This window comes from Bacteroides fragilis NCTC 9343, assembly GCF_000025985.1.
GTDB classification, from domain to species: domain Bacteria; phylum Bacteroidota; class Bacteroidia; order Bacteroidales; family Bacteroidaceae; genus Bacteroides; species Bacteroides fragilis.
Window position 1 is genome coordinate 298,706 of record NC_003228.3, and the last position, 20,978, is coordinate 319,683.

Annotated in this window: 13 protein-coding genes; 7 read left to right on the forward strand and 6 right to left on the reverse strand. The window is 45.6% G+C overall.

The window, feature by feature from the left end; translation table 11 throughout:
* Positions 1 to 223: 223 nt before the first annotated feature.
* Both BF9343_RS01245 and BF9343_RS01250 read left to right on the forward strand, forming a co-directional pair.
* Complete coding sequence (locus tag BF9343_RS01245; RefSeq protein WP_010991959.1) at positions 224 to 1,042, forward strand: 1-acyl-sn-glycerol-3-phosphate acyltransferase; 819 nt, start codon at positions 224 to 226, stop codon at positions 1,040 to 1,042.
* Positions 1,043 to 1,072: 30 nt separating this feature from the next.
* Positions 1,073 to 2,086, forward strand: coding sequence for a GNAT family N-acetyltransferase (locus BF9343_RS01250; protein WP_005784031.1), 1,014 nt, complete (start codon positions 1,073 to 1,075; stop codon positions 2,084 to 2,086).
* Here the strand turns inward: BF9343_RS01250 and BF9343_RS01255 are convergent.
* Entirely contained in the window at positions 2,058 to 3,386 is a 1,329-nt protein-coding gene (locus tag BF9343_RS01255; RefSeq protein ID WP_010991960.1) for a deoxyguanosinetriphosphate triphosphohydrolase, read from the reverse strand. The two genes, BF9343_RS01250 and BF9343_RS01255, sit on opposite strands and share 29 nt — an antisense overlap.
* 101 nt (positions 3,387 to 3,487) lie before the next feature.
* On the opposite strand from BF9343_RS01255, the gene dut reads away from it, so the two are divergent.
* From dut to BF9343_RS01280, 5 genes are all read left to right on the forward strand, one after another.
* Positions 3,488 to 3,922: a dUTP diphosphatase gene (dut, locus tag BF9343_RS01260; RefSeq protein WP_005784036.1), complete on the forward strand. Its 435-nt coding sequence runs from the start codon at positions 3,488 to 3,490 to the stop codon at positions 3,920 to 3,922.
* 30 nt (positions 3,923 to 3,952) lie between these two features.
* Complete coding sequence (locus BF9343_RS01265) at positions 3,953 to 5,710, forward strand: tetratricopeptide repeat protein (RefSeq protein WP_010991961.1); 1,758 nt, start codon at positions 3,953 to 3,955, stop codon at positions 5,708 to 5,710.
* Positions 5,707 to 6,294 carry a DUF4292 domain-containing protein gene (locus tag BF9343_RS01270; RefSeq protein WP_005784040.1) on the forward strand — a complete coding sequence of 196 codons (588 nt, stop codon included), beginning with the start codon at positions 5,707 to 5,709 and terminating at the stop codon, positions 6,292 to 6,294. The genes BF9343_RS01265 and BF9343_RS01270 overlap by 4 nt, the downstream gene beginning before the upstream one ends.
* Positions 6,291 to 7,604, forward strand: a complete 1,314-nt coding sequence (locus BF9343_RS01275) for a murein hydrolase activator EnvC family protein (protein WP_010991962.1) — start codon at positions 6,291 to 6,293, stop codon at positions 7,602 to 7,604. Before BF9343_RS01270 ends, BF9343_RS01275 begins: the two co-directional genes overlap by 4 nt.
* Before the next feature lie 69 nt (positions 7,605 to 7,673).
* On the forward strand, positions 7,674 to 11,663 hold the full coding sequence (locus BF9343_RS01280; RefSeq protein ID WP_010991963.1) for a hybrid sensor histidine kinase/response regulator transcription factor: 3,990 nt from the start codon (positions 7,674 to 7,676) through the stop codon (positions 11,661 to 11,663).
* Between the two features lie 181 nt (positions 11,664 to 11,844).
* Here BF9343_RS01280 and BF9343_RS01285 read toward each other — a convergent pair whose 3' ends face one another.
* The 5 genes from BF9343_RS01285 to BF9343_RS01305 all read right to left on the reverse strand — a co-directional run bounded on the left by BF9343_RS01285 (position 11,845) and on the right by BF9343_RS01305 (position 20,963).
* Positions 11,845 to 12,921 (reverse strand): glycoside hydrolase family 43 protein, encoded by a 1,077-nt coding sequence (locus tag BF9343_RS01285; RefSeq protein WP_005784046.1) that lies wholly within the window; start codon positions 12,919 to 12,921, stop codon positions 11,845 to 11,847.
* Between the two features lie 81 nt (positions 12,922 to 13,002).
* The gene (locus BF9343_RS01290) at positions 13,003 to 15,501 is read right to left on the reverse strand and encodes a beta-glucosidase (protein WP_010991964.1); all 2,499 of its coding nucleotides are present in this window, start codon (positions 15,499 to 15,501) and stop codon (positions 13,003 to 13,005) included.
* A gap of 142 nt (positions 15,502 to 15,643) precedes the next feature.
* Complete coding sequence (locus BF9343_RS01295; protein WP_005801858.1) at positions 15,644 to 16,810, reverse strand: glycoside hydrolase family 76 protein; 1,167 nt, start codon at positions 16,808 to 16,810, stop codon at positions 15,644 to 15,646.
* A gap of 215 nt (positions 16,811 to 17,025) precedes the next feature.
* Complete coding sequence (locus BF9343_RS01300; protein ID WP_010991965.1) at positions 17,026 to 18,810, reverse strand: glycoside hydrolase family 2 protein; 1,785 nt, start codon at positions 18,808 to 18,810, stop codon at positions 17,026 to 17,028.
* A gap of 116 nt (positions 18,811 to 18,926) precedes the next feature.
* Positions 18,927 to 20,963, reverse strand: a complete 2,037-nt coding sequence (locus BF9343_RS01305; protein ID WP_010991966.1) for a beta-L-arabinofuranosidase domain-containing protein — start codon at positions 20,961 to 20,963, stop codon at positions 18,927 to 18,929.
* Between the last annotated feature and the right edge of the window lie 15 nt (positions 20,964 to 20,978).

Genomic DNA, 20,978 nt, shown 5'->3' on the forward strand with positions numbered 1-20,978 from the left:
GATGAGGAGTTAGAAAATCCCGTCCCCAGGTATGGTCTTCTTTTGTGTGTCGTTCTTTATTGCTTGATAATTAGCCTTCTCACCTCTCTTTTTTCATCCTCTTTTTCTGATAAACGACCTCTTTTACCCTTTTTTGATGGGACAAAATCTGTATTTTCTACCGATTTATTGCGATTAATAAAAAAGAACAGTTAATTTTGCGCAATCATTTCATCTAAAAAGAATGGCTGACGACTCTTTATTTTTAATAGATATTGATAAGATACTTCAGACGAAAGCTCCGAAGCACTACAAGTACATACCAAAGTTTGTCGTCTCCTATCTGAAGAGAATTGTACATCAGGAAGAATTAAATGTTTTTCTGCGCGATTCGAAAGATAAAGTGGGAGTCGATTTTCTGGGGGCTTGTCTTGAGTTTCTGGATGCAAAGTTGGAGGTGAAAGGTCTGGAAAATATTCCGAAAGACGGTTTATATACGTTCGTGTCCAATCATCCGCTGGGAGGACAGGACGGTGTTTCTCTCGGATATATTTTGGGACGTCATTTCGATGGGAAGGTGAAGTATCTGGTGAATGATTTGCTGATGAACCTTCATGGCTTGGCACCGTTGTGCATTCCTATTAATAAAACAGGCAAACAGGCAAAAGATTTTCCTAAGATGGTAGAAGCCGGATTCAAGTCGGACGATCAACTGATAATGTTTCCCGCTGGACTTTGTTCCCGGCGGCAGAACGGAGTGATTCGCGATCTTGACTGGAAGAAAACATTTATCGTAAAAAGTGTTCAGTTTCAGCGCGGTGTGATTCCTGTCCATTTTGAAGGGCGTAACTCTGATTTCTTTTATAATTTGGCTAATTTATGCAAGGCACTGGGGATTAAGTTTAATATTGCTATGCTTTACCTGGCGGACGAGATGCTGAAAAATCGCCATAAAACATTCACCGTCACTTTCGGAAAACCCATTCCGTGGCAAACATTCGATAAGTCGAAAACTCCGGCAGAGTGGGCACAATATGTGAAAGATATCGTGTATAAACTGTAACAGATTAAGGAACAACTACTAACAAAGTATATGGAAGAAGTTATTGAACCGGTAAGCAAGGAGCTGATTATAGCTGAGTTGACTGAAGACAAGCGATTGCGTATGACCAATAAGAGTAATAATCAGATATACATTATTACTTATCAGGACTCTCCTAATATTATGCGGGAGATCGGGCGTCTGCGTGAGATTGCCTTTCGGGCTGCAGGAGGCGGTACGGGGCTGTCAATGGATATCGATGAGTATGATACGATGGAGAATCCGTATAAACAATTGATTGTATGGAATCCTGAGGCAGAAGAAATTTTAGGAGGCTATCGGTATATTCTGGGGACGGATGTGCGTTTTGACGAGCATGGTGCTCCGGTTCTTGCTACTTCGCACATGTTCAATTTTTCGGATAGATTTGTGAAGGAATTCCTGCCTACCACTATTGAACTCGGGCGTTCGTTCGTTACATTGGAATATCAGTCAACCCGTGCCGGGAGCAAGGGGCTATTTGCTTTGGATAATCTGTGGGACGGATTGGGGGCATTGACGGTTGTGATGCCAAATGTAAAATATTTCTTTGGTAAAGTAACGATGTATCCCAGTTACCACCGTCAGGGAAGAGACATGATCCTTTACTTCCTGAAGAAGCATTTTGGAGATAAAGACGGACTTATCACTCCGATGAAACCGCTGGAAATGGAGACGGATGAGGCTGAACTGGCAAGGATTTTCTGCAAAGATTCATTTAAGGATGACTACCGGATACTTAACGGTGAGATCCGTAAACTCGGTTTTAATATTCCACCGTTAGTGAATGCTTATATGAGTCTCAGTCCGACCATGCGTATGTTTGGTACGGCTATCAATTACGGTTTTGGAGATGTAGAAGAGACCGGTATCCTGATTGCCGTTGACGAAATCCTTGAAGAGAAACGGATGCGTCATATCGAATCGTTCGTGAAAAACGATCCGGAAGATTGCCAGATAACTTCCGGGGTGAATAAGGTTTTCACACCGAAAGTCGTTACACCGCAGGAAGACTGTTCCCGTTGATTTTGCGATAAAGATCCAGGGCAAAGACATCGGTCATGCCCGAAATATAATCGAGCACCGCCTGTACTCTCTCGTAGAGTGCAGGCGCTTTTATATTATATTGTCCCGATACGCGGTTAATGAGCAGCTGTGAGTAAGCCTTCTCCGGCGAAGTGACGGCATCGATCATCAATTCAAGGAGTGTATTGATAACCCTGAACCCCGCCAGCTCAATGTCCAATACATCCCGTGAACGGTAAATCTTGCTGAAAGATACCTCCGAACAATGCTTGTATGCTTTTCCCGGACGTTCTGATATATGCTTGATCAGAGCCCCTTCAAAAGTTCCTGAAAGTATTTCGGTTTCGTTATTTAAAAATACCTGAGTGCACTCCTTTATCAACAACCCGATAACTGATGAGCGGAGGTAAGCGATCTGTTCGTTCGTGTCTTTGACAATATCGAACGTTTTTCGGATATGTGTCTGGCGTTCATCTGCGAAATAAGCTAACAACAGTTCTTTGGTTTCTTCTGTAGTGAGGATTTTCAATTTATGGGCATCCTCGATATCCATCATCTGGTAACAGATGTCATCGGCAGCTTCTACCAGATAGACCAACGGGTGGCGTGCGTATTTTAAAGGACGGTCGCTGAGCTGAATAAGACCCAGTTCCGTTGCGATACGGCGAAATCCCTCTTCTTCGGTGGTGAAGAATCCGAATTTGGACTTATTTCCTGCGAGGCTTGATGAAAAAGGATATTTTACGATAGAGGCCAAGGTTGAATAAGTCAGGACAAATCCACCTTTCCGACGTCCTTCGAATTGGTGTGTCAACAATCGGAATGCATTTGCGTTCCCCTCAAAATGTGTCAAATCATTCCATTCCATCGGTGAGAGCTTCTCTTGGAGCTGAGCTCCTTTTCCTTCTGAAAAGAAGGTAGAAATGGCCTTTTCACCGGAGTGACCGAAAGGAGGGTTACCCAGGTCGTGCGCTAGACAGGCGGCAGAGACGATGGAACCGATCTCGGGCAGGAAAGAGTCTTGCAGTTCGGGCTGTCGGGCGAGGATCGCTTTCGATACATCGTTGCCTAACGAACGTCCTACACAAGATACTTCAAGGCTATGTGTCAGTCGGTTGTGAACAAAAATACTGCCCGGAAGGGGAAAAACCTGGGTTTTATTCTGAAGCCTTCTGAAAGGGGCGGAGAAGACAAGACGGTCATAGTCCCGCTGAAACTCCGAACGGTTTTCCTGACGCTCTTCGTGAAACTCTTCCATGCCGAAACGCTTAGCTGAAATCAATCTTTTCCAGTCCATCATGATCTTTACAATTTGGTATTTGCACATTATTTAACTGCAAAAGTATGAATTTTAGGCTCAAATTGCGTATTTTCGCCCGTTAAATAGTAAACAGACTGAATATGAACATACAAGTAATCAATAAATCGAAGCACCCGCTTCCCGCATACGCGACCGAACTTTCTGCAGGAATGGATATCCGCGCTAATATTTCCGAACCTATCTCTTTGGCTCCCATGCAACGATGCCTGGTTCCTACAGGACTGTTCATAGCTCTGCCACAGGGATTTGAGGCGCAAATTCGTCCTCGGAGCGGACTGGCTTTGAAGAAAGGGATTACTGTGCTGAATTCTCCCGGTACCATCGATGCAGATTACCGTGGTGAGATTTGCATCATCCTGGTAAATCTTTCGGCTGAGACGTTTGTCATAGAAGATGGGGAGCGTATTGCACAGATGGTCATTGCGCGCCACGAACAAGCTGTATGGAAAGAAGTTGAGGTACTGGACGAAACGGAACGTGGCGCGGGTGGTTTCGGACATACCGGAAGAGGATAGATGTTCGGTCGAATCAATAATTGTAGTAAAATGAAAATAAATAAATTGCTTTTCGGAATGCTGCTGCTTCTGTTGGCTTCCTGCGGTTCATCCCGCAAGGTGGAGAAACAATCGGAGCAAGTTGCCGTTCAGGAAATAAATCTCACTCCGGAGCAGCAACGTAAATATGACTATTTCTTTCTTGAAGCATCGCGCCTGAAAGTGAAAAAGGAGTATACGGCTGCTTTCGACCTGTTGCAGCATTGCCTGGCCATCAATCCGACCGGTTCGGCAGCTCTATACGAGATTGCCCAGTATTATCTTTTCCTTAAACAAGCGCCGCAAGGACAAGAGGCATTGGAGAAAGCAGTCGCTTATGCCCCTGATAATTATTGGTATAGTCAGGCATTGGCCGGTCTGTACCAACAGCAGGATCAGAAAGAAAAAGCGATAGGAATACTCGAAAAGATGGCAACGCGTTTTCCCGCTAAACAAGATCCGTTGTTCAACCTGCTCGATTTATATAATCAGAAGGAAGACTATGGTAAAGTTATTTCTACCCTGAACCGTATAGAGGAAAAAACGGGAAAGAATGAGCAGATCACCATGGAGAAGTTTCGTATCTATCTGCAAATGAAGGACGACAAAAAGGCTTTTGAAGAAATAGAGAGCTTGGTCAATGAGTATCCGATGGACTACCGCTATCAGGTGATTCTGGGAGATGTCTATATGCAGAATGGCAAGAAGCAGGAAGCTTATGATACTTATAAGAAAGTACTTGCCGCAGAACCGGACAATCCGATGGCATTGTTTTCATTGGCTTCGTATTACGAGCAGACCGGACAGAAAGAACTGTTTGAACAACAGATGGATACTTTGCTACTGAACCGGAAAGTTCCTTCGGATACAAAGGTGAATGTGATGAGGCAGTTTATCGTCCAGAGCGAACAGGAGGGAAAAGACAGTACACAGGTTATCGGACTCTTTGACCGGATGATGCAGATGGATATGGATGATGTGCAAATTCCGATGCTTTATGCACAGTATCTGCTATCCAAAGGAATGGAGGCACAGTCTATTCCGGTATTGGAGCAAGTAGTACAGATAGATCCTACCAATAAAGCAGCACGCATGACTTTATTAGGTTCCGCCATCCGGAAGAATGATTATGAGCAGGTGATTAAGATCTGTGAGCCGGGGATTGAGGCAACTCCGGATGCCTTGGAGTTTTATTTTTATCTGGTTATTGCATATAATCAGGCCGAACATTGGGACGATGTACTGGAAGTCAGCCGGAAAGCACTAGAACATGTCACTCCGGAGAGTGACAAGCAAATGGTCTCCGATTTCTATACAATTATAGGTGATGTATATCATACCAAGAAGTTGATGAAGGAGGCATATGCAGCGTATGATTCAGCTTTGGTTTACAACCCGTCCAATATAGGTGCACTAAATAATTATGCTTATTATTTATCGGTAGAGCGCAGAGATCTCGATAAGGCAGAGGAGATGAGCTATAAAACCGTAAAAGCCGCACCGAACAATGCTACTTATCTGGATACTTATGCCTGGATTCTTTTTGAGAAGGGAAACTATGCTGAGGCCCGTATCTATATTGACGATGCCATCAAGAATACCAAACCGGAAGAAGAGAGCAGCGTGGTGTTTGAACATTGCGGGGATATCTATTTTATGACCGGTGACGTAGAAGGTGCTTTGAAATATTGGAAGAAAGCACTGGAACTGGGCACTGAATCGAAAACACTTAAACAGAAAATAGAAAAAAAGAAATACATTGCAGAATGAAAGGAAGTAAGTTGAAACAAACTGTCATTAAACAGTCTTACCTGCTGCCTTTGCTACTTATGGTAGTTCTGCTTGCAGGTTGTAAAACATCAAAGGTGGTCAAGACTACACCGGTAGAACCGGCTTATCTGTCATCTAAACTGCAACTGACAGTGCCCAACAAAAACGGCAGTATGACCGTAAGCGGCAGCATGAAGATGAAAAGCGGTGAACGGATCCAGTTATCTGTCCTGATGCCGGTATTCCGCTCGGAAGTAATGCGTATGGAAGTTACCCCGGATGAGGTGTTACTGATTGACCGTATGAATAAACGTTATGTGCGGGCAACCCGTGATGAGCTAAAGGGAATACTGCCCGAGAATGCTGATTTTGACCGGTTGGAGAAACTTTTGTTCAAAGCTTCACTTCCGGGTGAGAAAAAGGAGCTCACAGGACGTGAATTGGGAATTCCATCTCTGGAAAAGGCAAAGGTGAGACTATCTGATTTCTCGACTGCCGAATTCGAATTAATACCTACTGAGGTATCGTCCAGATACACTCAAGTAGCATTGGAGGATCTGCTAAAAATGCTGATGAAACTATGAATCGCTTTCTTTTGATTCTGATAAGCTGTCTTTGTCTGACAACTACGATTTCAGCTCAGTCCAATAAACTGATCAAAGAGCTGGAAAGTAAACGTGGTGCCCTGCAACAACAGATTGCGGAGACTGAGTCATTGCTGAAGAACACAAAGAAAGATGTGGGTAGCCAGTTGAACGGACTTGCTGTCCTTACCGGACAAATAGAGGAGAGAAAGCGCTATATCATTGCCATAAACAATGATGTGGAGGCTGTAGGCCGAGAGATTGCCGGATTAGAGCGGCAGCTCAGGGGACTCCAGCGGGATCTGAAGGATAAGAAGAAGAAGTATGAATCTTCCGTACAGTATTTGTATAAGAATAAGTCGGTTGAGGAGAAGTTGATGTTTATCTTTTCTGCTAAAAGTCTCGGGCAGACCTATCGTCGCCTTCGTTATGTGAGGGAGTATGCCACTTATCAGCGTTTGCAGGGGGAGGAGATCCTGAAGAAGCAAGAACAGGTGAATCGTAAAAAGAAAGAGCTTCAGCAGGTGAAGGTTGCTAAAGAAAATCTGTTGCGCGAACGGGAAGGTGAAAAGGCTAAACTGGAAGCACAGGAAAAAGAAAAACGTGAGATCGTTGCCGGTTTGCAAAAGAAACAGAAAGGATTGCAAAGTGAGATTAGTAAGAAACGGCGTGAGGCCAACCAACTAAATGCAAAAATTGATAAGCTGATTGCCGAAGAGATAGAACGTGCACGTAAGCGTGCTGAAGAGGAAGCTCGCCGGGAAGAGGCGGCCCGTCGGAAAGCAGCTGCCAAAGAAAGTAAATCGTCTTCGACGGGAGGCGGTACGGTTCCAGCAAAGAAGAAAGCAGAACCTTTGGAACGTTTCACCATGAGCAAGGCCGACCGTGAACTCTCGGGTAATTTTGTAAGTAACAGAGGTAAATTGCCGATGCCTATTACGGGACCCTACATTATTACCAGCCATTACGGACAATATGCTGTGGAAGGATTACGTAACGTAAAACTTGATAATAAAGGAATTGATATACAAGGGAAACCGGGTGCACAGGCCCGTGCTATTTTTGATGGAAAAGTGGCTGCCGTGTTCCAATTGAACGGACTTTTCAATGTACTGATACGCCATGGTGATTATATCTCGGTATATTGTAATCTTTCATCCGCTTCCGTGAAATCCGGTGATACGGTGACGACCCGGCAGGCTATCGGTCCGATTTTCTCGGATGGTAGTGACAATGGACGGACTGTTCTTCATTTCCAGTTGCGCAGGGAGAGGGACAAACTGAATCCGGAGCCATGGCTGAACCGATAAATGCTTTCAGACAGATTATGCACATACATAACAACAAGTCGTTTTTTTAATCTTAAATGAATACAACACATGCGAATCATCACTCTACTAATTACCTTATTTGCTTTTGGGATAACACCGTTACAGGCATTCTCCTATTTTTCTTTTAAGAAGTATCAGGTAGAAGACGGATTATCACATAACACAGTCTGGTGCGCCATGCAAGATAGCTATGGCTTTATATGGCTGGGAACGAGCGACGGTTTAAATTGCTATAACGGACGTGGTAACAAGGTTTACAGAAATGTCCTGAATGATAAGTTTTCGCTAGAGAACAACTTTGTGCAGGCACTTTTTGAGGAAGAGAACCACAATATATGGGTCGGAACCAACTGGGGACTTTATATCTACGACCGTGAATACGATCGTTTCACTTATTTTGATAAGAAGACCCGCTATGGCGTTTTTATCAGTAGTGAGATAAAGAAAATAATAAAGTCCGAAAGCGGTTTGATCTGGATTGCCACTTTGGGACAAGGATTATTTGTTTATAATCCTCAAACGGATGTGTTGACACAGAATAGTCTTCAGACCTCTTTCGTATGGGACGTTTGTGAGAATAACTCTGGACATATCTATGCCTCTTCTTTACAGGAAGGTTTGCTTTGCTTCGATGAAAACGGTAAATTCCTGCAATCCTATCCTCTTTTGTCTGCCGGCAATAATCCCGATAATTATCGTATCAACTGTTTGCTCGATATCCGGAGTGATATCTGGTTCGGTGCGGGGAGCAACTTGTTGTACTGTCTGAACGAGCGTACCGGCAACCTGGACTGCTATAATGCATCCCATCTGAATTTCGGTGCGATCCGTTGTCTGCTGAACTACTCGGAAACAGAGCTTCTGGTGGGTACCGACAATGGGCTCTACCTTTTTGACTTACATGATAAAAACTTCTCACGAATCGATAATCCGTCAGATCCCAGAAGCTTGAGCGACCAGTCTATCAATGCAATGATGCGCGATGCAGAAGGTGGAATCTGGGTGTTGACTAATTTGGGAGGAGTGAATTATCTGGCTAAACCGACTAAAAGATTCGATTATTATCCTCCTGTTTATCGGGATGGAGGTGTGGCTGCCGGAAAAGTAGTAGGTCCTTTTTGCGAAAATGCTGCTGGGGATATCTGGGTGGGTACTCGTGATGGGTTGTGTTTCTTCGATGTCTCCACTCATCAACTGACCGCTTATCCGATAGGCGGAGGCGTGGATAAGAAGTACGACATACGTTCTTTGTTGTTGGATGGCGAGCGTTTGTGGATTGGTACTTATGCCGAAGGGTTGAAGGTACTCGACCTCCGGACCGGCCATGTGAAATCGTACAATCATCTGCAGGATACTCCGAACACAATTTGCAGTGACGATGTCCTGGCAGTATATAAAGATCGAAGCGGGGATATTTTTGTAGGAACCAGTTGGGGACTGTGTCGTTACAATCCCCGGGAAGACAATTTCTCGACAATTACCACAGTAGGGTCAATGGTCTCTGTGGTTGATATTCTGGAAGACATGTACGACAATCTTTGGATTGGTACATCCAACAGCGGTGTGTTTCGTTTTAATACCCGGAACGGGCATTGGAAACATTTCCAGCATGAAAGGAATGATTCGACTACCATCACTAATAATTCCGTAATTACATTATTTGAAGATCTGAAAGGTACCATGTGGGTTGGTACCAATGGAGGCGGACTTTGTTCGTTCGATCCGAAGACCGAAACATTTATTGATTTCGATCCGGATAATACAATATTGCCCAACCGGGTCATCTACTCCATTGAACAAGACAAGACCGGTGACTTCTGGATATCCAGTAATGCCGGGTTGATAACGATCAATCCGATCACAAAGCAGCATTTCCGCCAATTTACGGTGAATGACGGACTGCAAGGCAATCAGTTTACAGCCCAATCTTCATTGAAAACAGCAAGTGGTAAACTCTATTTCGGCGGAATCAGTGGCTTCAATTCTTTTGTCCCCGATCAATTCATGGATAATCAGTACATCCCTTCCGTATATATCACCGAAATACGCCTGCCTTATACGACGGATGAACGGCTGGTGCAGGATATTCTTCATCTGAAAGGTCCCCTCTATCGTGCGGAAACCATAACGTTACCTTACGAACATAATACTTTCTCTGTGAGCTTTGTAGCCTTGAGTTACGAAGATCCTTTGAAAAACCGTTATTCTTACCGCCTGAAAGGAGTAGATAAAGAGTGGGTTATTAACTCCGAACAGAATACGGCTTCTTATACCAATTTGCCTCCGGGCAAGTATGAGTTTGAGGTACGGGGTTCGAACAACGATCATAAATGGAATGACCAGACTACTTCCTTGCTGATTGTAGTCACGCCTCCATGGTGGCTGACTATATGGGCATATTGTGTCTATACACTTCTCCTCCTCGGTCTTGCCTATTATGCAGGCTGGCATTGGAACCGGCATGTGAAGAAGAAATACAAACGTCGTATGGAAGAGTACCAGACTACGAAAGAAAAAGAGGTCTACAAGTCGAAGATCAGTTTCTTTATTAATCTGGTGCATGAAATCCGTACTCCACTGAGTCTGATCCGGCTTCCTCTTGAGAAACTATTGGAAGATAAACGAGAAGGGCGGGATGCCAAGTACTTATCGGTAATCGACCGGAATGTCAATTACCTTTTGGGGATTACCAACCAGTTGCTCGACTTTCAAAAAATGGAAAATGGTGGGGTGCAGTTGAGTCTGAAGAAGTGTGATATCAACCAATTGGTAAGTGATGTTCACAGCCAGTTTACGAGTCCCGCCGAACTGAAAGGCATCTCAGTGATGCTCGATCTGCCGGAAGGCGAGATCTTTGCTTCGGTCGATCGTGAAAAGGTCTGCAAAATTATCGTCAACCTGATAGGTAATGCAGTAAAATATGCCCAAAGCCGTATCGATATCAAATTAGTCTCTTCCGATGAAGGCTTCCGGGTTTCGGTGAGTGATGACGGTCCGGGTATTCCGGATGTTGAAAAGCGGAAAGTATTTGAGGCGTTCTACCAGGTGAAAGACGGAAAATCGGGAGCAGTAGGTACAGGTATCGGTTTGGCTTTTTCCAAATCACTGGCTGAAGCACACCATGGTACGTTGAGCCTTGAAGATAGTGTATATGGTGGATCCTCTTTTGTTCTCACTTTGCCTTGGGGTGAAGAGGCTGTATCCGAAGAACCGGAAGTAGTGATACCGGATGGTCGGGAAGCGGCTGACGAAGAACAGGGTACCGAGTTATCGGGCAGTAAATTTACCATTCTGTTGGTGGAAGATAATGTCGACTTGCTGAATCTGACCCGGGAATCTCTGAGTACCTGGTTTAAAGTCTTGAAAGCTCAGAATGGCCGGCAGGCACTTGAGGTACTTGCCAACGAGACAGTGGATGTGATTGTCAGTGATGTGATGATGCCGGAGATGAACGGTCTGGAGTTAACGGCAAAAGTTAAGTCGGACATTGAATACTCCCATATACCTGTCATCCTGTTAACTGCAAAAACGACACTGGAAGCCAAGGTGGAAGGCTTCGAGTGTGGTGCCGACGTATATATTGAAAAACCGTTCTCTATCCGTCAGTTACGCAAGCAGATTGAGAATTTGCTGAAGCTGCGTCAAGCCTTCCATAAAATGATGGCTGAATTATCAGGTGGCAATGGGGCTGCCCCTATCAGCCCGGTAGAATATTCTGTGTCTCAGAAAGATTGTGAATTGATGGCTAAGGTTCGGGCAGCAGTCGAGGCACAGCTTTCGGACGAGAACTTCTCCGTTGATACACTGGCAGAGTCACTCAATATGAGCCGTTCCAATTTCTATCGTAAGATAAAGGCCTTGGCCGGTATGCCGCCCAATGATTACCTGAAGACTATCCGTTTGAATAAAGCTGCCGAGCTGCTGAAAAGCGGAGTGCGCATAACCGAAGTGTGTGAGAAAATCGGCTTCAGTTCTTCGTCCTATTTTGCCAAATGCTTTAAGATTCAGTTTGGAGTATTGCCGAAAGATTATCATTGATACAAGTGCGGACTCCGCATTATCCCAAGATATATGATGCACTACAGGGGATAGATGGCTGTCACCGCTTAAACAATCAGTACCCTCTTTACTCTTTTTCCATCAACTGAAAGGAGAGTAAAGAGGGTATTGACAAAGAGGGGATGTATAACTGTGTATACAATAGATCAATCGGATTGTACTATTTAATTTGCGTTCCTTCTTTGCAAGGTTTTCCCAAAACAGGCATCCCGTTTGCATCCCAGCTTATTTTTTGCAGACGGGGACTACGGGAGTCTGTTGCTCCCGGTGCATCGTTGGGGATTTTTCGGGCATGATAAAGCATGTACCATTCCTTTTCATCCGGTGTAGGGACAAAAGAGGGACTACCCGGTCCGAAAACACTGTCTTCGGGTTGCTGCTCAAAGACAGGAGTATCCTGTTTCTTCCAGGATGCCGCATTGGTCAGGTCACTTCCGGCATCAGCAGTCAGCAGTCCGATGCAATAGTAGGGAGTCCAGCTTCCACTGGCACAGTAGTATATCAGCACTTTGTCCTTGTTCTTCGATTCAAAGAATTGTGGGGACTCGTTGACGTGGATTGGGTAAGCTGTTTTACTGCCATCAGGTGAGATCCATTGACGTTCCCATTCATATTCCGGTTCCGCAATCATCACCCTGTCCGACGAGAGTGTCCACGGATTTTCCATCCTGGCAATATAGATACATTGAGTTTCTGTTTCAATCCGGCGCTTAGGCCATCCACACCAAATGAGATAACGCTGACCCTGATGCTCGAATGTACTGGCATGGATTGCCCAATTATCGTCTTTGTCAGTTTTAATTCGTCCTTTCATCACAAATTCACCTTCCAACGGGTTGGGAGAACTGTTTTCTATGACATAGATGTGGTGATTGTCCATGTTGCCGTCATCTGCTGCGAAATAAACATACCATTTCCCGTCAATCCGGTGTATCTCCGGTCCCCAGAGGTGATAAGAGTTGGAGATTTCTTTTGGAATCCATACTTCTTTCCGGGCAGCATGTTCCAGGTCGGTGATGTCATTGGTTTCCCAAAGGATAATTTTATTCTCGGCTCCTTGCGTGTAATAATATTTGCCTTCGTGAAAGACAGCCCATGGTTCTGCTCCTACTGCCAATAGTGGATTGGTATAAGTAGCTTCGGAAGGAATCTCTTTAGTGGCAGAAGCTTTCTTGTTTTGACAAGCCGGACAGCAGGTCAGTACCAACAGGAGTAAGGGGATATGTTTGAGTTTCATAGGCTTTGGGTTTTAACAATATTGCAAATTAAACACGTTTTGGGACGAACGGAGACACGTCCGGCTCAAGTTTAGACTATTTTAACGTGAAATCCCGACCGACATCTTTGCTTTGATATCCCGGGAAGAAAATCCTAACAAGATGTCGTGGCTACCCCGGTCGATGACAAATCTCCGGCTACCCGTATCATAATGTGAGAATGCTTCTGCCGGAACAGTAATTTCTATACTCTTTGTTTCGCCCGGTTCCAGATATACTTTCCGGAAGCCTTTCAGTTCTTTTTCCGGATGTTCCACTGTCGTATCTTTGTTGGATACATAAAGTTGTACGACTTCTGCGCCTGCCGTTCTTCCGGTGTTGGTGAGTTTACAGGTGACTGTTACCGAACCGTCCGTTTTCGGAGTACCGACAGTCGGTGCCGAAAGTTTAAAACGGGTATACGACAATCCGTAACCAAATGGATATTGTACTTCCCGTTTCAGTTTATCGTATCCACGATATCCGACAAATATACCTTCGGCGTACTCTACATGCTTGTCTCCGTCCGGATCGTAGTAGCTGTGAAAAGTGGGATTGTCTTCCCATCGTTTCTCAAAAGTGATAGGTAATTTCCCCGAAGGATTGAGCTCCCCGAAGAGTGTACGTGCGATTGCCGTTCCGGCTTCCTGGCCTCCGTACCATGCCCATAGTAGTCCTTTCAGGGAAGGTTCCCAGCTTTGCATCTCTACATTGCCCCCTGCATTGACGATACCTACTACGGGACGTTTAGATTGCAGCGTATTCTGCAGTAATTGTGCTTCGTCTTCGGGGAGTTCGAAGGTACGGTCTCGTCCTTCTCCTTCCGTATCTGAGTTGAATCCGATGCAAGCCACTACCAGGTCGTTTCGGTTCAGTGCTTCAACGAATAAATTGTTTGAGGCATTCTTCTGTTTCCATATAAAATTGACAGCAGCACCTCCGCCTTTCTGGAAGTATTCTATCTTCAGGTCATACTTTTTACCGGCTTCCAGCATGCAACGATAAGTGGAATTGCGGAAAGCACCTTCGTGCCATTCGTCTGCGATGAGTTTTCCATCGATATATAGTCTGTATCCATCGTCTCCGCCAAGGGTGAACAGGTATTCATCTGTTTCCTGTGGACAGATGGTTCCATTCCATCGGACGGAGAATTGCTCTTTGGGCATCTCTTTTAATCCCGTACCACCCGACCAGGAATAGTTTATTTTCGTCTCAGTCTGTTCCACTTTCGGAGTGCCTTCTAAATTCATGTTATCGAAGTACTGAGCACGGAAGCCTTTTTGCTTTCTTTCAGTATCGGTAAAAATAATAGTCGGTAAATAGTCGTATACATCCAGATATTCTACCCGGATGTCTCTTTCGGCGGCTTCTTTGCGTATACCGTCCAATACGGATACATATTGGAACGGATGTACTTCACCACTGCCGCCTCCGCAAACATATCCTTGTGCGTTTTTACCTACTACAGCGATTGTTTTCACTTTGCCGGAGCGGATTGGAAGGATCTGGTTGGTATTCTTCAGCAATACCAAGCCTTCACTCGCCACGTTCAAAGCGGTTTGGGCGCATTGCGGATTCTTCAGTGGGATATGAGTATCCGGCTGCTGTGTTTCCCGGAATCCGAAAGCAAGGAGAGTTTGCAGGATGTGGCGTACCTTTTCGTCTATCGTTTCGATTGTGATATCACCTGTCCGTAAGTAGTACTTCAGTTCTTCGGGTTGCATCTTGCTTCCGGCAGGCATCTCGAGATCGAGCCCTCCTTTTACGGCAGGGATGCAATGATGAGTCGATCCCCAGTCGGACATCAGGATTCCCTTGAAGCCCCATTGCTGTCTTAGTACATCTTTCAGCAGCCACGGGTGTTCGGTAGTATAAATTCCGTTCAGCAGATTGTAGCTTGACATCACTGCACCTACTTCGGCTTCTTGTACGGCTGCCCGAAAAGAAGGGAAATAAATTTCGTTTAGAGTTCGTTCATCAATATCCGAACTGATATGATCACGATCATAATCCGAGTTATTGGCGATAAAGTGTTTGATGGTAGCCATGACCCCTTGCCCTTGTACGCCTTTTATATATCCGGTTGCCATGCGTGAAGTGAGATACGGGTCTTCTCCCATATATTCGAAATTACGTCCACACATCGGAGCACGGTAAATGTTGACTGCAGGACCTAAAAGGACATGTACTCCTCGTGCGCGGCAATCTTTACCCAAGGCGCTTCCGTATTCCGTAGCCAATTGTTCGTTCCAGGTGGCAGCCAGCATCAGCGCACACGGATAAGCAGTAGAGGGCCCGTGTGTTCCCAGCCCTTGTGGCCCATCGCTCATCTTCAGTCGGGGGATGCCGAAACGTTCCAGCGGACGGGTATACATCCAATTGATACCCCCTATATAAGACAGTTTTTCGTCAAGGGTCATTTGTGAGAGTATTTTTTCCGCTTGTTGTTCCACATCGGCAGTGAATCGTTTTTGGGCGGTGCTAAAAAGACATTGAAGGGTGAGTACTCCCCATAACAGGAGTCGGCGGCAAGAAGTTGCCAAGGAGGTAGTTGCTTTCATTTTAGTAAGATTATTGGTTTGTGCAGGTCTGTTGTGAATTTACCACAAAGTGCACGGAGAGCATGAGAGGAAATCTTCTTTGAGATATGCTGACTTGTTTAACAGTAAGCTACAACTCCGTGTCCTCTGTGGTAAATCTATATTAGAGTTCGCTGATTTCCGAGTACAGTTCAATCATGCAGGAATTTTCCAGCAAGCTTTTGAACTTGTCTTTCCGGTTGCCCGACCAGTCGTTGTTCAGCAGCCCGTTTTCATCGCGGGTGTACTGCCAGGCATAGTCTGCATTGTCGATCATAGCTTTTACATAAGTATCGTTTTTGTCAACTTTGTAAAGGGCTTTCAGACCACGGAAAAGGATGACGTTGAACCATGGGCTAGACGGGAAAAACTTCATTTCTCCTTTTACCGTTGGTTGCGGTTTCAGGAAATGCTCGTAAGATCCCTTGGCCGTTTGTTGTGCATCTTTCAGGTATTGTTCGTCACCGGTGGCCTGATAGAGCAGTACACCTGCCTGAATCATCTGTCCGCTGTTGTACGTATATTTGGCATAACCGATCTTGCCTTGCAGGTTCTTGTTGTCCCAATAGACAAAATCCGACGGATCGCGCAAATTATCGCGTGTCCACTGGTAAGTTGCCATTGCCTGGTCGAGGTATTTTTTATCTTTGGTCAACTTGTAGAGCTTCATGCAAAGAACCGTTGCAGGTGCGTTCGAGCAAGTGTTCTTTGATTCCTTTTTCTGTTCGCACCAGTAGATTCCACCTCCCAGTTCGTCCGACCACCCGGAGTAGATGTAGTCGTGCAGGGCGATGGCTTTCTTTAAGTACTCTTTGTTCTTTGTCACGGCATAATAGTCGCAAAAGTCAATCGCTACCCAATCGTTGTCATCATAGTAACGGTCGTTTTGTCCGGCGAAGGCCGGATAAGACTGATAACATTCCGGCTGGCGGGTGGTATCCCAGTACAAGTCGAGTCCGGGCTTGATCTGTTTGTCCATCAGTTTTTTGTACTTCTTGTTGCCGGATGTTTTATAAAGCGATACGCAACCTGACACCATTGCCGAATAAGGCCATAAGAAGGATACTTCTTGTTGAGTAACTTCCGAACCGGTGTTGGCTGTATATGTAATTTGTTGTTTGGGATTCCGTGGATAAGTCTCCATCAGCAATCCATACTTCTTTACCTCATAAAGAGACAGTACTCGTTGAAGGAGTGAATCGGCTCTCTGAAGGTAGATTTTACCTCCCAACTGTGCCGACAGGCAAGCCGGAACGAGCAGGAAGGTGAGGGCAATGAATGATTTTCTCATACTTGTATTTAAATAATGGCAATCAGTAGTTGAGTCGGGGGTACGGTCTTTACAGGCCACTATCCGGTTGTATACCCTACACCCGACAACGACTCAACTATTGATTTGCAAAATAATAAAATAGCAGATAACAGTTGAAAGCCTCCCTTTCATGAAAGTATCCCATCACAGGTAAACAGATTTCTGCAATGTCCCCTTATAGGGAGGCACTCCTTTTATTTTATTTTCTCAAAAATAGCTTTGATTCGTTTCATATCCAATTTCGGAGTACGGTCATAATAGTAGATACCGTTTTTCTCCTGTTCCACGTCAGTCAGCTGAGTATAGCAGAAACCTGTCACATGCGGTGAGTCGATAAAAGCATCGATCTGACCTTCCAGACGCTTGTAGAATGCTTCTGCATTTTCAGGCATACCACCGTATCCCCATGAGTTTTTGCGGTCTTTCTCTGCCATCCAGGGGATACCGCCGAATTCGTCAACCATGTAAGGTTGTCCCTCGTAAACGGCCAGGAAGTCCTTGTCACGCGCATTGCGGTAAGGCTCTTTACCTTCTTCCATTTTTAGCTGTTCAGTCAGTTTAGCACGATCCTGCTCGTAGTTGTGTACGCTCCAGATATCTGTTATCACATGGTTATCACCACTGGCGTCGTTTACCGGACGAGTCGGGTCGATGGCTTTGGTAATGTTGTATACGTCACGTACCAAGCGGACATAAGCATCCGGACCGCCACCCCAGGTTTCATTGAAAGGAGTCCAGGTTACGAGTGAGGGATGATTGCGGTCACGAACCACTACTTCGCTCCATTCACCCAGGAAGTTACGCGCAGCCAGCTCCTTGTTTACATCGAGCATCCAGCTTGCCGATTCTCCCCAGGTGATGTATCCCAGTTTGTCGGCCCAGTAATAATATCTCTCTTCAAATACTTTCTGGTGAAGACGTGCCCCGTTGAAACCGGCTTCTTTTCCCAATACGATATCGTTCTTCAGATCTTCATCGCTCGGAGCTGTCCAGATACCTTCCGGATAGAATCCCTGATCGAGTACCAGACGTTGGAAGTAAGGCTGGTTGTTCAGATAGAAACGTCCGTTGGCTGTGTGCACTTTGCGCATACCGGCGTATGATTTCACTTCGTCCAGTACGTTGCCTTTGGCATCTTTTACCTGATAAACGAGATCGTATAAGAACGGATCTTCCGGCGACCACAGTTTCATATTCTTCACCGGCAGAACTACTACCGAACTGTTGGCACAATTTACACTTTTCTTGGCAACGGTTTTATTTCCGTCTTTCAAGATGATTTCCAATGTGTTGGCCGATTCATTATAAAATTCCGGTTCGATGATCAACTGTTTTTGGTCGATGTCCGGGCGTACGAATACTGACTTCAGACCGTCGGTTGAGACAGCTTCCATCCATACAGTCTGCCAGATACCGGTAGTACGGGTATAAGAGCAGCCTCCCGAATAATAGTTACCGCATTGCTTTCCTCCGGTTTGTAGTCCGGAACGGAGATCATCTTGTACGAATACCACCAGATTGTGAGTCTTTCCGGGGGTAACATAGCGAGTCAGATCTACGGCAAACGAAGACGAACCGCCGAAATGACGTTGTACGAATTTACCATCGACGTAGATCTCCGCACAATAATCCACAGCACCGAAGTTCAGGAATATCTTTTTTCCATTCCAGTCCGATGGGATGGTAATATTGCGTTGATACCACATCTGTTCGATGAAATCGGTATAGCCTACTCCCGAAAGTTTACTTTCCGGGCAGAAGGGTACAGTGATGTTCTTATCAAACTTCTCTGCCGACTGCAGGCGGCGGTCTTTTCCTGATTTACCAAAATCGAAATCGAATGTCCAGGTCCCGTTCAGGTTTAGCCATTGTTCCCGTTCGAACTGTGGACGGGGATACTCCGCTCGCGGAGTATCTGCACTGAAACAGGACCAGCTGTTCAGCATGAATAGCATTGCTGCTGCTAAAAGTTTTTTCATTGTAATTGTGTGTTTGAGTCCTTCTTTCCCCTCCACTTGCAGGCAGGGGAGAAAGGAGGACTTGTGTATGAATATTGAGTTATTATTATAATGGTTCGGAGTGATTATTCACCTCTCTATCGGGAGGCTCCCACTACCGGAAATTCCGTTATTCTTAATGTAGTGCATCCATAAGGAATCAGGGTGATTTCTGTTTCCGGCCCTTCGCCTCCGCTACAGAAAGAATAAGGTTGAGGCCCTGCCATTTCGTTGTAAAGTTTCCATGAAGGTACCAATCTTGCTTTCATCCGTATTTCTATCGGGGCATTTTCCTTATTCCAGGGGAATACGGAAGATTGCTTTTCCGTATGAATCGTTACACGGGCATGTTCGTTCGCTTTGTTACGATTGAAATCAACCAATCCATAGTTCCATGGTTCGGTAGGAGTCACTGAGTAATAATACGGACCATACCACGGCTCTTCAAACTCTTTCTTCTCCCATTTTTCTTCCATCTTCAAGGCAAATACCAACGGACCGCGTTCAATGGTTACCGAATTCTCATACCAGGTGCTGGCAGTGACTTCCATCGGCAGATGGAGTTCCACCCGGTCCCCTTTTTTCCAGTTGCGGTTGACAATGGCCATCCGGCCTCCTTCGGCATGTTGAAGAAGTTGTCCGTTGACTGATATTCCGGCTTGTTTGCACCATTTCGGGATACGTAATTGGAGAGCGAAGTTTACTTCTTTCCGTTTTTTGTCCATTGATTGGAGGGTGAAACTTATTTTGTCATCCATCGGATAGTAGGTTTCTTCACTGAAAGTTACCGTACACCCATCCGCTACTTTGGCCGTCACTTCCGATGGTGCGTATGCCGTAACAGCCAGTCCGCCGTCAGGAGTGGCATACCAGAGGCTTTGGGTGAATTTAGGCCAACCTTGGTGCATGTTCGATGCACAACAAGGATATCCCGTCAGCAGCCCGAAACAGTTGTCCGTTCCTCCGTGATCCTGATCGAAATTGCGACGGTGGCGTGATACCATCACCTGGTTGGCTTGTTGGAAATATTGTTTTGTCATAAAATCGTCTGAAATCTGGGTGGGCAGTGCATTGAATGCAATCCTTTCCAGATGGTCGGCGAAGTCGATATCTCCCGTGATCTCTACCATTTTTTCCAGCGAGTACATCAGTTCCACAGCTGAGCAGAGTTCTGAACCTTGGGTCGGATTGTTGCCATGCAATGCCTCGTCACCACCATACATACCCTGCGGTTGTCCGTGGAACTGGCGAATGTCACGAAAAGCACGTTTAACCGCATCGAGATACATTTTGTCGGGCTCTTGCTGATAATAGATGACAGGCTCTTTGATACCTTGTGCCAGGTTGACACAGTGAATCGTATTGATACGTTTCAGGTCTCCCCGGTTCACCATATCTACAAAGCTGAAACTTTGTTGATGAATCAGTTTGCCGAGATCGAGTAGGAATGAATCACCGGTGATATTATAGAGCCAGTATACGGCCTGAAGATTATCGCAGGCACGGAACTCTGCCCAAAAAGTCCAGTTGCCGAGCGGCTTTTCCGGTAACGTTTTCAGTTGATAACGGAAATAGTCGGTCATAAATCGGATGACCCGTTGATCGTTCGTGGCAGAATAATATTGCTGGAGTATTTTCAGCATCACCATACGCGGCCACCAGTCGTGAGAGTTATCCCGTTGTATGCCGGCCTCTCCGGGATAGTCTTTGGCCGGACCGAAGAAACCGTCTTCCCGCTGACTTTTTAAAGCCCATTCTATCCAAGGTTGCACTTTAGCTTTCAGTTGCGCATCGTCCAGGATATATGCCAGAGGAAGTAAACCGTCAATCCAGTATGGTCCTCTTTCCCATTGATCACCGTCACCGCCGAGCCAGCCGTTGCGTTCGCCCATCACCAGCGGATACAGTTTGTCCATTTGCCCGGTTGCCCCGTTTTTCTGCCTTACCAACATTTCCTGCAACCATCCTTTTGCCTTAATGCTGCCTAACGGTAGTTCCATCAAAGGTTTGCGCACCAATGGATAGCGGTTGTTGGTATAGTTCTCGGGGGTATCGGCCCGGAGCCCGCTTCCCAAGGAAGAGAAGCAGAGGCCCAGTCCGATGAGCAGATATGTAAATGTATTTTTTTTCTTCATGAGTGTCTTTCGATT

What these genes read in the sequence shown, in the direction of transcription:
- BF9343_RS01270 (WP_005784040.1), top strand. Translation starts at nt 5,707, where the DNA reads ATGAAAGGAAGTAAGTTGAAACAAACTGTCATTAAACAGTCTTACCTG.
- BF9343_RS01285 (WP_005784046.1), bottom strand. Translation starts at nt 12,921, where the DNA reads ATGAAACTCAAACATATCCCCTTACTCCTGTTGGTACTGACCTGCTGT.
- BF9343_RS01245 (WP_010991959.1), top strand. Translation starts at nt 224, where the DNA reads ATGGCTGACGACTCTTTATTTTTAATAGATATTGATAAGATACTTCAG.
- BF9343_RS01265 (WP_010991961.1), top strand. Translation starts at nt 3,953, where the DNA reads ATGAAAATAAATAAATTGCTTTTCGGAATGCTGCTGCTTCTGTTGGCT.
- BF9343_RS01290 (WP_010991964.1), bottom strand. Translation starts at nt 15,501, where the DNA reads ATGAAAGCAACTACCTCCTTGGCAACTTCTTGCCGCCGACTCCTGTTA.
- dut (WP_005784036.1), top strand. Translation starts at nt 3,488, where the DNA reads ATGAACATACAAGTAATCAATAAATCGAAGCACCCGCTTCCCGCATAC.
- BF9343_RS01305 (WP_010991966.1), bottom strand. Translation starts at nt 20,963, where the DNA reads ATGAAGAAAAAAAATACATTTACATATCTGCTCATCGGACTGGGCCTC.
- BF9343_RS01280 (WP_010991963.1), top strand. Translation starts at nt 7,674, where the DNA reads ATGCGAATCATCACTCTACTAATTACCTTATTTGCTTTTGGGATAACA.
- BF9343_RS01300 (WP_010991965.1), bottom strand. Translation starts at nt 18,810, where the DNA reads ATGAAAAAACTTTTAGCAGCAGCAATGCTATTCATGCTGAACAGCTGG.
- BF9343_RS01250 (WP_005784031.1), top strand. Translation starts at nt 1,073, where the DNA reads ATGGAAGAAGTTATTGAACCGGTAAGCAAGGAGCTGATTATAGCTGAG.
- BF9343_RS01255 (WP_010991960.1), bottom strand. Translation starts at nt 3,386, where the DNA reads ATGATGGACTGGAAAAGATTGATTTCAGCTAAGCGTTTCGGCATGGAA.
- BF9343_RS01275 (WP_010991962.1), top strand. Translation starts at nt 6,291, where the DNA reads ATGAATCGCTTTCTTTTGATTCTGATAAGCTGTCTTTGTCTGACAACT.
- BF9343_RS01295 (WP_005801858.1), bottom strand. Translation starts at nt 16,810, where the DNA reads ATGAGAAAATCATTCATTGCCCTCACCTTCCTGCTCGTTCCGGCTTGC.